The sequence below is a fragment of the Mycolicibacterium madagascariense genome (genome assembly GCF_010729665.1).
Lineage (GTDB): Bacteria > Actinomycetota > Actinomycetes > Mycobacteriales > Mycobacteriaceae > Mycobacterium > Mycobacterium madagascariense.
In genome coordinates this window covers 4854070-4866276 of sequence record NZ_AP022610.1, presented here as the reverse complement: position 1 = coordinate 4866276, position 12207 = coordinate 4854070, and the positions used below count along the sequence as shown (strand labels likewise).

14 protein-coding genes and 1 riboswitch are annotated in these 12207 nt (G+C 70.7%); of the genes, 7 read left to right on the top strand and 7 right to left on the bottom strand.

Going from position 1 to position 12207, the window contains the following annotated elements:
* Positions 1–11: 11 nt before the first annotated feature.
* Positions 12–2267, bottom strand: coding sequence for a helicase-associated domain-containing protein (locus tag G6N60_RS22980; RefSeq protein WP_163741571.1), 2256 nt, complete (start codon positions 2265–2267; stop codon positions 12–14).
* Between the two features lie 64 nt (positions 2268–2331).
* Here G6N60_RS22980 and G6N60_RS22975 point away from each other — a divergent pair, with 64 nt between their 5' ends.
* Genes G6N60_RS22975 through G6N60_RS22960 form a run of 4 tightly spaced genes read left to right on the top strand, consistent with a single transcriptional unit; the run spans position 2332 to position 3909 of the window.
* The gene (locus G6N60_RS22975) at positions 2332–2523 is read left to right on the top strand and encodes a hypothetical protein (RefSeq protein ID WP_179969730.1); all 192 of its coding nucleotides are present in this window, start codon (positions 2332–2334) and stop codon (positions 2521–2523) included.
* Between the two features lie 56 nt (positions 2524–2579).
* Positions 2580–3008 (top strand): cyclic pyranopterin monophosphate synthase MoaC, encoded by a 429-nt coding sequence (gene moaC, locus G6N60_RS22970; RefSeq protein ID WP_163744415.1) that lies wholly within the window; start codon positions 2580–2582, stop codon positions 3006–3008.
* The gene (locus G6N60_RS22965; protein WP_163741569.1) at positions 3005–3484 is read left to right on the top strand and encodes a MogA/MoaB family molybdenum cofactor biosynthesis protein; all 480 of its coding nucleotides are present in this window, start codon (positions 3005–3007) and stop codon (positions 3482–3484) included. Before moaC ends, G6N60_RS22965 begins: the two co-directional genes overlap by 4 nt.
* Positions 3481–3909 carry a molybdenum cofactor biosynthesis protein MoaE gene (locus G6N60_RS22960; RefSeq protein WP_179969729.1) on the top strand — a complete coding sequence of 143 codons (429 nt, stop codon included), beginning with the start codon at positions 3481–3483 and terminating at the stop codon, positions 3907–3909. The genes G6N60_RS22965 and G6N60_RS22960 overlap by 4 nt, the downstream gene beginning before the upstream one ends.
* On the opposite strand, the gene G6N60_RS22955 is transcribed toward G6N60_RS22960, so the two are convergent.
* The 4 genes from G6N60_RS22955 to G6N60_RS22940 form a co-directional block, all read right to left on the bottom strand.
* On the bottom strand, positions 3906–5243 hold the full coding sequence (locus G6N60_RS22955; RefSeq protein ID WP_163741567.1) for a transglycosylase family protein: 1338 nt from the start codon (positions 5241–5243) through the stop codon (positions 3906–3908). The two genes, G6N60_RS22960 and G6N60_RS22955, sit on opposite strands and share 4 nt — an antisense overlap.
* A gap of 9 nt (positions 5244–5252) precedes the next feature.
* Positions 5253–5429: riboswitch (cyclic di-AMP (ydaO/yuaA leader) on the bottom strand.
* A gap of 246 nt (positions 5430–5675) precedes the next feature.
* The gene (locus G6N60_RS22950; protein ID WP_163741565.1) at positions 5676–5930 is read right to left on the bottom strand and encodes a MoaD/ThiS family protein; all 255 of its coding nucleotides are present in this window, start codon (positions 5928–5930) and stop codon (positions 5676–5678) included.
* A 2-nt stretch (positions 5931–5932) separates the two neighbouring features.
* Complete coding sequence (gene moaA / locus G6N60_RS22945; RefSeq protein WP_163741563.1) at positions 5933–6994, bottom strand: GTP 3',8-cyclase MoaA; 1062 nt, start codon at positions 6992–6994, stop codon at positions 5933–5935.
* Positions 6991–7380 carry a YccF domain-containing protein gene (locus G6N60_RS22940; RefSeq protein WP_163741561.1) on the bottom strand — a complete coding sequence of 130 codons (390 nt, stop codon included), beginning with the start codon at positions 7378–7380 and terminating at the stop codon, positions 6991–6993. The genes moaA and G6N60_RS22940 overlap by 4 nt, the downstream gene beginning before the upstream one ends.
* Before the next feature lie 116 nt (positions 7381–7496).
* Here G6N60_RS22940 and G6N60_RS22935 point away from each other — a divergent pair, with 116 nt between their 5' ends.
* Together G6N60_RS22935 and G6N60_RS22930 are read left to right on the top strand one after the other, a co-directional pair.
* Entirely contained in the window at positions 7497–7907 is a 411-nt protein-coding gene (locus G6N60_RS22935) for a cold-shock protein (protein WP_163744413.1), read from the top strand.
* Positions 7908–7957: 50 nt separating this feature from the next.
* Positions 7958–8929 (top strand): glutathione S-transferase family protein, encoded by a 972-nt coding sequence (locus G6N60_RS22930; RefSeq protein ID WP_163741559.1) that lies wholly within the window; start codon positions 7958–7960, stop codon positions 8927–8929.
* On the opposite strand, the gene G6N60_RS22925 is transcribed toward G6N60_RS22930, so the two are convergent.
* Both G6N60_RS22925 and G6N60_RS22920 read right to left on the bottom strand, forming a co-directional pair.
* Positions 8926–9414 carry a DUF2771 domain-containing protein gene (locus tag G6N60_RS22925; protein ID WP_163741557.1) on the bottom strand — a complete coding sequence of 163 codons (489 nt, stop codon included), beginning with the start codon at positions 9412–9414 and terminating at the stop codon, positions 8926–8928. The genes G6N60_RS22930 and G6N60_RS22925 overlap by 4 nt on opposite strands.
* Positions 9411–10955 (bottom strand): MFS transporter, encoded by a 1545-nt coding sequence (locus tag G6N60_RS22920; protein WP_163741555.1) that lies wholly within the window; start codon positions 10953–10955, stop codon positions 9411–9413. Before G6N60_RS22920 ends, G6N60_RS22925 begins: the two co-directional genes overlap by 4 nt.
* A 137-nt stretch (positions 10956–11092) precedes the next feature.
* Here G6N60_RS22920 and G6N60_RS22915 point away from each other — a divergent pair, with 137 nt between their 5' ends.
* Complete coding sequence (locus tag G6N60_RS22915) at positions 11093–12196, top strand: DUF3027 domain-containing protein (protein WP_372510978.1); 1104 nt, start codon at positions 11093–11095, stop codon at positions 12194–12196.
* Positions 12197–12207 lie beyond the last annotated feature (11 nt).

Here is a 12207-nt window from a genome sequence, read left to right as displayed (position 1 = left end):
CATTCCACCCATTATCCCGGTTCGGCCGACACGACCGACGTCACGCGGTGGATCGCGAAGTCCCGCACCCGGCCCGCGGCCGGATCGTAGGCGGTCAGCTGCCCGCCGCGGACGTTGATCGGCGCCACCACGCGCTGGGTGGCGACCCCCGCGGGGTCGACGTAGCCGATCACCACCGACTCCTGACGGTGGGCCGCGTCGTGCAGCTGTGCCATCGCCTCGGCGGGGTCGAGCCGGTTGCCGTCGTTCGGAGCGCTCGCCACCTTGCGCAGTACGGCGACGATGGCGCCGAGCGTCTGGGTCGACGGCCCCTGGGGCGGACGGTAGCCCCGCCGGCGGCCGGGCGTCGGCACCCTGGCCCCGCGCGAGCGGATGTCGACGATGGTGCCCGACGAGTCCTCGGCGGCGGGGGCGAAACCCGCGGTGCGCAGTGCGGCGAGCACCTCGTTGATCGGCGCCATCGACACCGCCACGGTCGGGGCGAGCGACCGCACCTCCAGCCGATCCATCGCGGGTGCCGAGATCGCCTGCGCCAGCAGCGCGGGATCCTCGCAGCGGACGAAGGACGCCGCCATTCCGACCCGCAACTGGCCGTGTCGGCGAGCCACGTCGTCGATCAGATACGTCAACCCCTGCGGCACCGGCGTCTTCGAGTGCTTCGTGAAGAGCGCATGCAGCTCGCTGGCGCTCATGCCGGTGTCCAGGGCCCGGCGGATCGACTGCTCACTGATGCGGTACACCATCGCCGCACCCGCCGACTCCACCGTCGCAACGGCCGAAAGTTGTTCGGCCAGAGCACGATCCAGCGGTCCGGGCACCACGACGGTGAGATCGGCCTGCAGGAGGAAGTGGTCGATGGGCGCGGGCACCACCTTGGTCATCGCCGCGACGACGTCGTCTTCGGTGGCCTGGTCCAACATCAGCCGCGCGGGAGTGGTGATCGCGCCGCGGCCGATCACGCCGACGGCGTGCGCCTCGGCGAGCAGGTCGGAGACCGGCTTGGGCTGCAGCCGCGCCGCCCATCGCGGCCGCCGCCACGTCATCGCCCGTGACGCTCCCGCGGCGTCGACGCTGGTCCCCGGCGGCAGATCGGCCAGCATGGCGAGCAACAGTCTGCGGTCCAGGGGCGCCGCAGTGGAATAGAGCGAATCCGACAGTGCCGCATAGGGTTTGCCGTCGGGGCCGCGTTCGCCGACCAGGCTGGGCCTGGCGGGCAGGTCGAGCCAGGCCGACGCGACCAGCTGCCACCGCGCCGCGGTCGGTGACTCGATGAACCGGTCGGCGGCCAGCGTCGGCGCCCAGTGGGGTCCGGCGCCGTCGAGCGGATCGGGCTCGGGGATGCCCGCGGCGATCAATCCCGCGACGGAGGCCACCTCGAGTATGAGGGCCAGGCGATCCTCGTCGACCCCGGTGCCCTTCGCCAGTCGCTTGAGTTCACGCACGCCGAGACCGCCGTTGCGCAGCTCGGGGATCGGCGCCGTGGAGAGCGTCTCGAGCACGACGTCGACCTCGCGCAGCAGATCCATCGCCGAGCCGGCCGCAGCGGCGTCGACGTCGGCGACGGAGGTCTCGGTCACCTTGGGGTCGGGCGGGGTCAGTCCGACGGGTCCCGGCGCCTCGCCGCGCATGACCTGACCGACCAGTCGCGGCAGGATCACCGTGTCCGCGTCGACCTGTCGCAACAGGCCGGCTGCGAGCAGCCGCTGTACCGGGCGATCGGGCGGGGTCCCCGGCGCCGCGTCGCGGGTACGGCCGATCGGGGACCCGTCGACGAGTCGCTCGAGCAGTTCGCGCTGCGCGTCGTCGACGGTCTCGAGGAGTTCGGCGATGCGATCGGCGTCGAGCCCGTCCGTCTCGAGGGTCACCTGCCCGGGGTGCCAGGGCAGCCCGACCGCCGCCTCGGGCACCACCCGCAGCGCCGCGTCGCCCCAGATCAGGGCGCGGTCCCGCAGTTCGTCGATGGCGGCCGTCACGTCGTCGCCACCGGCGCGCTCGCCGATCAGCGCCGTCAGCTTGCCCAGCGGGACGCCGCCGCCGTCCGCCCGCAACACCAGCAGCGCGTCGAGCACCACCAGGGCGGGATAGTCGAGCCCGTCCGTCGCAGCCTTCACCGATTGCCGGGACTGCGCCCTGGCGGCCAGCGCGGCGACCGACCCCGGCGGGGGCTGGGCGAGGTCGGGCCGAAGCTCGAGGAGTCGGACGAGTTGCTCGTCGGTCAGCTCGGCCAGCCATGCGCCCAGCGGCACGACGGGAGCGGATTCGGACATTGCCTACCAGCCTAGGCCAGGTCGTCGTATGCATCCCAGGCCAGCGCCTGCCACAATGTGAGGCGTGGCTGACAAGAAACCGCAGAAGAACCACTACGTCGACAACGGCTGGCCCGCCAGCGGCGAAGACGACCACCCCGTCAGCGAGCTTGCTGCCGACCGCACGGGCGCACTGTCGCCGTTCGGCGACCTGACGTTCCCGCTGCCCGCGGAGGACCTGCCCTACACGCACCCGGTGACCCAGATAAACCGGTAGTCGTGACGGCCCGCCCCGATCGGCTGTCGCACCTGGACGACTCGGGCGCGGCCCACATGGTCGACGTGACCGCGAAGGACGCCACCAAGCGCACCGCCGTCGCGACCGGAGTACTCCGGACCCGTTCCGACGTCGTCGACCTCATCACCACCAACGGGTTGCCCAAGGGCGACGCCCTGGCGACGGCACGGATCGCCGGCATCCTGGCCGCCAAGCGCACCAGCGACCTGATCCCCCTGTGTCACCAACTGGCGCTGACGGGGGTCGACGTGGAGTTCGCCATCGGCGCAACCGACGTCGGGATTACCGCGACGGTGCGCACCACCGATCGCACCGGGGTCGAGATGGAGGCGTTGACCGCCGTCAGCGTCGCCGCCCTCACCCTCTACGACATGCTCAAGGCCGTCGACCCCGCCGCGACCATCGACGGCATCGCCGTCGTCCGCAAGGACGGCGGAAAGACGGGCACCTGGGAGCGGACGTGACGCGCTCGGCACGGGTCATCGTCGCGTCCACCCGGGCGGCGGCAGGCGTCTACGAGGACCGCACAGGCCCCGTCATCGTCGACTGGTTGACGCAGCGCGACTTCGAGGTGCCCCCACCCGTCGTGGTGTCCGACGGCCTGGCCGTCAGCCGCGCACTGCTCGCGGCTCTCGGAGACGACGTCGACGTCATCCTGACCTCGGGCGGCACCGGTATCTCGCCGACCGACGGCACCCCGGAAGCCACCGCCAACGTCGTGGACTATCAGATCCCGGGGTTGGCCGACGCCATCCGGCGGTCTGGTCTGCCACACGTGCCGACCTCGGTCCTGTCGCGAGGGGTCTGCGGCGTGCGCGACCGCACCCTAATCGTCAACCTGCCGGGCTCCCCGGGAGGCGTGAAGGACGGTCTCGGCGTGCTGGCCGACGTGCTGGACCACGCACTGGACCAGCTCGGCGGCGGGGACCACGCGCGGTGAGCGCGATCGTCGTCCGCGCCGAACTCACCGACTACGCGATCGCGCTGGCCGAACACGAAGCGCTGGTGGCACACCGCGCCGCGGGCGCCGTCGTCGGCTTCGTCGGCGCGGTCCGCGACCACGACGGCGGGCGGTCCGTCACGCGACTCGAATACTCCGCGCACCCGAGCGCACCGCAGACGCTGGCCGAGGTGGCGGCCGAGATCGCAGCGACCGCGACCGGGGTGCGGTCCATCGCGGTCAGTCACCGCATCGGCACGCTGGGCATCGGTGACGCGGCACTGGTCGCGGCGGTCGCCGCCGACCACCGCCGGGCAGCCTTCGAGACGTGCGCCTCGCTGGTCGACCTCGTCAAGGCGCGGCTACCGGTCTGGAAGCACCAGATCTTCGCCGACGGTTCCGACGAGTGGGTGGGCTCGGCCTAGGACGCGGGCGCCGGCGCGGGGAGCGCAGGGTCGGCGGGGGCCGGAGCACCCGGGGAGACCGGCACGTTCGGACCCGGATCCTGCGTCGGGTACGGAGTGTCCAGACCGCGCTGCGCCAACCCCATCATGAGGGCTTCCTTGCCACTGATGTCGTGGTTCTGGACGGCCTGCCACAGGTTCTTCAGGTAGCTGACGTTCGGGCTGTCACCACTGGCGGCCGTCGGGTCCATCGTCGAGCCCGGCGGGAGTGCGTCCGGGCTCGCGAGGTGCGGGATGCCGTTCGGCGGCGGCGTGGGGATCTCGCCCGAGATGAGCTGGTTGGCAGCGTCGTAGGCGGGTGCCGGCACGTTGATCGCGTTGAGCGGCGCCATCGGGTCGGGTGCGGGTGCGGCGGGTGCCGGCGCGGCAGCGTCGGGCGCGGGGATGGGAGCCGCGGGAGGCGGGGTGTCGAGGGGGAGCGGCGCGACGTGCAACGCCCACTGCTGGGGCTGGTTGGCCGGGGCCGGACCCTGCGGGGCGCCGTCCCAGTTGGCGGCCTCGACGACCGGCGGGGCCGGCGGCGCGGGGGCGTCGGCGGGAGCGGGGGCGTCCGGCGCGGGAGCGACGGGGGCGTCCAGCGGTGCTGCGGCGTCCGGCGCGGGAGCGGGCGGGGCGTCCTGGGGGGCTGGCGCGTCCGGTGCGGGAGGGGCCGGGGCGTCCAGGGGTGCTGCGGCGTCCGGTGCGGGAGCGGGCGGGGCAGGATCCGCGGGCGGCGGAGGCGGCTGCGGGGCGTCGAAGCCCACGTTGACCGCGTCGGCGGGCGGAGGCGGTGCGATCGGACCGTCGGCGGGCGGCGGAGGCTGAGGAGCGTCCAGCGCGTCGGCCGGGGGTGCGGGATCGCCAGGGGCGTCCGCGGGCGGCGGCGGTACGTCGCCGCCGAGGGCGGGGTTGTCCAGGGGCGCGACGTCGTCCTTGACGACGTTGCGGGGAGTGGCACCGGAGAGACCGTGGCCGCAGACGGGCCAGGCGCCGCGGCCCTGGCCGGCCAGCACGCGCTCGGCGACGGCGATCTGCTCGTCCTTGGTCGCGAGATTCGCGGCGGGCGCGAACTCTCCGCCTCCGTGTGACGACCAGGTTCCGGGGGAGAACTGCAGGCCACCCTGGTATCCGTTGCCGGTGTTGATGGCCCAGTTACCGCCGGATTCACAGCCGGCGACTCGATCCCATTCGCTGTCGGTCGCCGCGGCGGCGTGTCCGGCGAGGGCGAGGCTGCCACTACCGAGCACAGCGCCGGTGAAGGCGATCTTCGCGACGCTCTTGGCCGATGTAGTGGTCTTGCGATGCCGTCCACTCATGGGTACAGAAGGTCCTCTCGTCCACGCCTACGAGGTCAGCTGTCGGGTTCGGACTTGAGAGGTCGCCCGGCCTCGGCCTTTCGGCTTCGGCTTCACCCCAAGGAATCGCATGCGATTCCGGGTCTCCGTACTTCGGTGGACCGGTGGGTCCCCCGCCTCCATCCCTGAGGTAGGTCTCGTCCACACCCAACGGATGGAGCTAGGCGTAACTGGGTGTGGTGGGCCACTGATTAGGGTCGAGCGGCTTGGGATCAGACCGTAACGGGTACATCCCTCTACGTCACCTCGCGTAGGCGACGGCGTTTCGCTGCCCAGCAAATCTTGTGAGGATCTTAAAAGAGCAGCACGGCGTGACGTTTACGCAGCAAATCCTGGCGGTGAACTGCGCGTGTGACAATCCGTGATCATTCCGTGATGTGACGCATATCACTGCTATCCGCCCGCGAATGGCGGTAACACATCGACGGTCGCGCGCGTTCCCAGCGCCGTTCGAAGGTCCCGGACGGCGACGCCGTCGCAGAGGAACGAACACCGAGCGAGGACGACGGCCAGCCGCGGGCCCCGCGCGCCGAGCGTGGTCACGAGATCGCCGATCGTCGTGTCCGGCTGCACGTGCACCGTCTCGGACTCCAGGCCTGCCGCCGCCCGTGCCGCGGCGAAGTACCGCACGGTGACCTCGTTCGTCACCGTCAGCCGCCGATGGCGCTCATGGGCCGTACCGGCTGCACGAAACCCGGATCGTTGATGCCGTGCCCGGCGGGCTTGGCCCACATCGCGGCGCGCCACGCGGCCTCGACGGCGTCGTCGTCGGCCCCACGGCGCATCAGCAGCCGCAGATCGGTCTCCTCACGGGAGAACAGGCAGCTGCGCACCTGGCCGTCGGCGGTGAGCCGCGTGCGGTCGCAGGCACCGCAGAACGCATGGGACACCGAGGCGATGACGCCCACGACGCCGGGTCCGCCGTCGACCCGCCACAGCTGCGCGGGTGCCGACCCTCGTTCCGCGGTGTCGGGCTGCAGGTCGAAGTGGCGGCGCAGGGCGTCGAGGATGCGGTCCGCGTCGAGCGTCTGGTCGCGACGCCACCGGTGGCCGGCGTCCAGCGGCATCTGCTCGATGATGCGCAGCTGATAGCCGTGGTCCAGGCAGAAGCGCAGCAGCGACACGGCGTCGTCGAGACCGCTCTCCGGGTCCAGGACGGCATTCACCTTGACCGGGGTCAGGCCGACGGCGTGCGCGGCGGCCAGCCCCTCCAGGACGTCGCCCAGGCGGTGGCGACGGGTGATGCGGGCGAAGCGGTCGGCGTCCACGGTGTCCAGCGAGACGTTGACCCGGTCCAGGCCCGCGGCCTTCAGGCCCGCGGCGCGGCGGGCGAGTCCGATGCCGTTGGTGGTGATCGAGGTCTCCGGCCGCGGACGCAGCGCGGTGGCCACCGCGATGGCGCCCTCCAACGTCCTCGACACCAGGGGCTCGCCGCCGGTGAAGCGGACGTTCGTGATGCCCAGCCGGGTCACCGCGATCGTGATCAGCCTGGCGAGTTCGTCGGGTCGCAGCAGGTCGTCGGCGGGCAGCCAGTCCAGCCCCTCGGCGGGCATGCAGTACGTGCAACGCAGATTGCAGCGATCGGTCAGCGAGACCCGCAGGTCGGTGGCGGCCCGGCCAAAGGTGTCCAGCAGTGGCCCGGCGGTGGGAGCGTCGGCGGGATCGGGTGTCGGCGTCCGGATCGAGGGGACGCCGAGGGACGTCAGCGTCACGCGAGGGCGCCCTGGGTGGTCGGCACGATCTCCTTGCCCATGGGGAACAGCGACACCGGAATGAGCTTCAGGTTCGCCAGCGCCAGGGGGATGCCGATGATCGTGACGGCCATCGCGATCGCGCTCAACACGTGGCCGATCGCCAGCCAGATGCCGAACAACACCACCCAGATCACGTTTCCCACCAATGCGCCGGGGCGAGCGCCCGGCTTGTCGACCACGGTGTACCCGAACGGCCACAGCGCATACACGCCGATGCGGAACGCCGCGAAACCGAACGGGATCGTGACGATCAGGACGAAGCACAGGATGCCGGCCAGGAAGTACCCCAGCGCCAGCCACAGGCCACCGAAGATCAACCAGACGACGTTCAGGATCAGGCGCATTTCTCCTCCAGCGGTCATTCCAGGGTACTGGTCGCCGAATGCGTCCTAGTAGGATCATTCCATTCGCGTCCTGCATCGGCGGGACGCGTTCATTGCGAGACGAGCGGGTGAGACAAGTGCCGACCGGCAAGGTGAAGTGGTACAGCGCCGAGAAGGGCTTCGGCTTCGTGTCCCAGGAGGAGGGTGAGGACGTCTACGTGGGGTCCTCGGCGCTCCCCGCCGGAGTCCAGGAGCTCAAGGCCGGTCAGAAGGTCGAGTTCGGCATCGCCGCGGGCCGCCGCGGACCGCAGGCGCTCAGTCTCAAGGTCATCGAACCCCCGCCCAGCGTCCTACGGACTCGCCGCGAGGCCTCCGCACCCGAGCACAAGCACACCCCCGACGAACTGCACGGCATGGTCGAGGACATGATCACGCTGCTCGAGGGTTCGGTGCAGCCCGAGTTGCGCAAGGGCCGCTACCCCGACCGCAAGACCGCTCGCCGCATCTCCGAGGTCGTCAAGGCGGTCGCGCAGGAGCTCGACGCCTGAGTTCGTCCGTCGGTGCGTACTAGTTCGGTTTCGCGGGAAGACTCGTCCCCGTGGCATACGTAGCGCCCGAGGGCGAGTTCAACCGCGATACCCAGTACATCGAGACCCGCATCACGGCCGATGGCCGCGACGGCTACCCCGTGGAACCCGGTCGGTACCGACTGGTGGTGGCACGCGCCTGCCCGTGGGCCAACCGCGCGATCATCGTGCGGCGGCTCCTCGGCCTCGAAGACGTTCTCTCCATTGGGTATTGCGGCCCGACCCACGACGAGCGCAGCTGGACGTTCGATCTGGACCCCGGCGGCGTGGACCCCGTGCTGAAGATCCCGCGGCTGCAGGACGCCTACTTCACGCGATTCCCCGACTACCCGAAGGGCATCACGGTCCCCGCGATCGTCGACGTCCCGACGGGTGCGGTCGTCACCAATGACTTCGCGCAGATGACGCTGGACTTCTCCCTCGAGTGGGCCGAATACCACCGGCCCGGCGCGCCACAGCTGTACCCCGAGCCGCTGCGGGCCGAGATCGACGACGTCGCCAAGCGCATCTACACCGAGGTGAACAACGGCGTGTACCGCTGCGGGTTCGCCGGCTCCCAGTCGGCCTACGACGCGGCCTACGACCGACTCTTCACCGCGCTGGACTGGCTGTCGGAAAGGCTTGCCGCCCAGCGGTTCCTGGTGGGTGACACCATCACCGAGGCCGACGTGCGTCTGTTCACCACTCTGGTGCGATTCGATCCGGTCTACCACGGTCACTTCAAGTGCAATCGGCAGAAGCTCGCCGAGATGCCCGTGCTGTGGGCCTACGCACGGGACCTCTTCCAAACGCCCGGGTTCGGCGACACCGTGGACTTCGGGCAGATCAAACAGCACTACTACCTCGTGCACACCGACATCAACCCGACGCACGTCGTCCCCAAGGGGCCCGACCTCTCGAACTGGCACACCCCGCACGGCCGAGAAAGCTTGGGCGGCAGGCCGTTCGGTGAGGGCACCCCACCCGGTCCGGTCGTCGACTAGGACCAGACGGTCGCCACCGACCACTCGGCGTGCGGCCACGGGAACTCATTGCCCGCCTCGTCGCGCACCAGCGTGGGCAGCTGCACGGCGATACCCGTCAGGCGCCCCCGGCGCGGATCGACGGTCGGAATCGTGACGGCGATCCTGGCGCCGGGGCGAAACTCGTCGACGGCGGAATCGCCGTTGCCCTCGTACGCACGGATCAGCACCCAGGGCGCCCGCGCGATGGCGGGAGGAACCGACAGCTGCACGGGATCTCGCGACGTCACGCTCAATTGCCCGACGGTCTCCGGTACGTCGCAGGTCGTGATCTTGAAGACGTCGCAGTAGCGGTAGGGGCCCACCCGCACCAGCTGACCGTGGGAGTAGGCACTGATCTCGGGGTGCTTGGGGGCGGGATCGCGGGTCAGTCGCCAGATCAGCGCACCGGTGGCCAGCGCGGCGACGACGGCCACCGCGAGCAGCGACCCGATCACGCGCTTCACTCGAGCACCGCCGACGCCGTACCGCGGCTCTCCTGTTGCGCGAACACCGGCCGGTTGCCGCCGAACCCGGGGATCAGCGAGTCGCCGCTATTGCTGACCAACGTCTGGGCCAACCCGAGGATCAGCACCGCGGTGATCCCGGTGAAGCCCACCCACAGATCGGTGTAGATGAGCACACCCATCGCGCCCCCGGCGACCCAGGCCAGCTGCAGCAGCGACTCCGAGCGCCCGAATGCCGAGGCGCGTGACTCCTCGGGCAGGTCGTCCTGCAGCGAGGCGTCCAACGATGCCTTCGCGACGGCGCTCGCACCCGAGGTGATCAACGTGGCCAGCGCGGCCACGTACAGGTTGCCCGAGACGGCGGTGGCCAGGGCCATCACGGTGACGGCGGTGGCGGCGCGCACGACGAGGCGCGACGGGTTCCCGAGCTGCATTCGGGCGGCGGTGAAGTTGCCGATGAAGTTGCCGACCCCGGCGGCGGCACCGATCAGGCCGAGGATGCGCAGCTGTTCCCAGCCGCTGGCGTCGTGCGACTTGGCGACGAACGCCGGATAGAGGAACAGGAAGCCGACCATGACCTTGATGGTGCAGTTGCCCCACAGCGAGGTAATGATGTTGCGCCCCAACGGTTGTCGGGTCTTGTGCGTGAGCGACGGACCGGACGGGCGGCGGAAGTGCTCGGTCGGCCCGTGATAGGTCAGCGTCGTGGGCACCTCACCCTCGGTGACCTCCACCCACTTCGGGATGCGCATCGACAGCGCCGCGCCGATCACCGTCACCGCGACGATGACGTAGAGCGCGCCCGGCAGATGCAGCAGGCCGAAGAGGTACTCGACGCCTGCGGCGACGGCACCGCCCAGGATCGTGCCGCCCAGCAGTCCGAACATGGTGAGGCGGGAGTTCACGCGGACGAGGTCGATCGACGGTGGCAGCACGCGGGGGGTCATGGCGCTGCGCAGCACGCTGAAGGACTTGGAGAGCACCATCATTCCGAGGGCGCACGGGTAGAGGATCCAGGGCGGGTAGCTGCCGGTGTTCGAGTCGAAGTTCGCGATGAGCAGGAGTGCGAGCGCGGTGCGGCCGGCGAACGAGGTGGCCAGCGCAACGCGGCGGCCGTGCTGCACGCGGTCGAGGGCCGGACCGATCAGCGGGGCGATGACGGCGAACGGTGCGATGGTGATGACGAGGTACAGCGCGACCTTGCTCTTGCTCTCCCCGGACGCCGCGGCGAAGAACAGCGTGTTGGCCAGGGCGACGGCCATCGCTGCGTCCGCCGCGAAGTTGGCCATCACGGGATAGGTCAGCGCGGTCAAGCCCGACTTGTCGGCGCCGTCGGCCGTGGCCGCCTTCTGGAAGAGGCCGTACATCTTCGAGCCGACTTCGCGACCGCGGCCGGCGCGCGTCTTCTGGCCGACGCCGTCGAACGACGTCCGGTATTCGCCGCGCCCGGTGGCGCCGGGCCTCTCCTCGATCGGGGGCAACCAGCGGTTGGCGCTCCCGGGCCGCGACTGCCCGGACGGGTTGCTCGGATAGTTCGCCATGCCGGGATGCTCATCGCGCCGGGCGCCAGGCGGACGCGGCGGATGATAAGGAGGCTCATCCCGCGATCCGGTCACGCCATCGATTGTTCCCCATCGCACCGACAGTCGCCCGCAGGGCAGCCGGTGTGGCTTTGCCAATGGTGCGTCAGGCAGTATTGGGAGTGATGGACAGCATGATCGAGCGCACTGAGCAGGGCTCCGAGGAACTGACTGCGGTGCTGATGGGTGCGGTCGACGCTGCGCGGACCGCAATCCTGGAATTCGAAGGCGGCGCCGCCGACCGCGTCGTCGGCGAATACCTCGGCGGAGCGCTCGAAGACCCGTTCGCCGTGACGCATCGGTTCCTGGCCACCATCCCCGGCTATCAGGGGTGGCAGTGGGCGGTCGTCGTGGCCGCGCACCCCGGCGCCGACCACGCCACGATCAGCGAGGTAGTCCTGGTGCCAGGGCCCACCGCACTCCTTGCGCCGCAATGGGTTCCGTGGCAGGACCGCGTGCAGCCCGGCGATCTGAGCCCGGGTGACCTGCTCGCCACCCCGGCCGACGACCCGCGGCTGGTGCCGGGATACCTGTCCACCGGTGACGACGATCTGGACGAACTCGCCGCCGAGGTGGGGTTCGGCAAACGGCAGGTGCTGAGCCAGTGGGGTCGCATCGAAGCGGCCGAACGGTGGTACGACGGCGACTACGGGCCCGGCGCGGCGATGGCGAGGGCCACCCGCAAGGTGTGCCGCGATTGCGCCTACTACCTGGAGTTGGCCGGTTCGCTGGGCACGCTGTTCGGCGTCTGCGCCAACGAGATGTCCGCCGACGGGCACGTCGTCGCCGGAGAGTACGGCTGCGGCGCGCACTCGGACACCCCGCAGCCCGCCACCATCGGATCCCCGCAGTTCGATCCGTTCGACGACGGCGTCCTCGACCTGACCGAGATGCCCCGGGAGCCCGAGGGTGAGGCGGTGGAGGCTGCGGGCGAGCCTGCTGAACCTGCGGCCGAGGCTGAGGAGCCTGGGGCCGAAGCTGCTGAGCCTGCCGCCGAGACTGCTGAACCTGCGGCTGAGACTGCTGAACCTGCGGCTGAGACTGCTGAACCTGCGGCTGAGACTGCTGAACCTGCCGCTGAGACTGCTGAACCTGCGGCCGAGGCCGACCCGGAGCCCGCCGCCGAGGCCGACCCAGAGCCCACGGCCGAGGCCGTCGAACCCGCCGCCGAGGCCGACCCGGAACCCGTCGTCGAGACCTAGGCTCGCGCGGC

Bases quoted from the DNA above. Each gene is read 5' to 3' on its own strand.
- G6N60_RS22920 (WP_163741555.1), bottom strand. From the start codon at position 10,955: ATGGCGAACTATCCGAGCAACCCGTCCGGGCAGTCGCGGCCCGGGAGC.
- G6N60_RS22940 (WP_163741561.1), bottom strand. From the start codon at position 7,380: ATGCGCCTGATCCTGAACGTCGTCTGGTTGATCTTCGGTGGCCTGTGG.
- G6N60_RS22955 (WP_163741567.1), bottom strand. From the start codon at position 5,243: ATGAGTGGACGGCATCGCAAGACCACTACATCGGCCAAGAGCGTCGCG.
- G6N60_RS22980 (WP_163741571.1), bottom strand. From the start codon at position 2,267: ATGTCCGAATCCGCTCCCGTCGTGCCGCTGGGCGCATGGCTGGCCGAG.
- moaC (WP_163744415.1), top strand. From the start codon at position 2,580: ATGGTCGACGTGACCGCGAAGGACGCCACCAAGCGCACCGCCGTCGCG.
- G6N60_RS22915 (WP_372510978.1), top strand. From the start codon at position 11,093: ATGGTGCGTCAGGCAGTATTGGGAGTGATGGACAGCATGATCGAGCGC.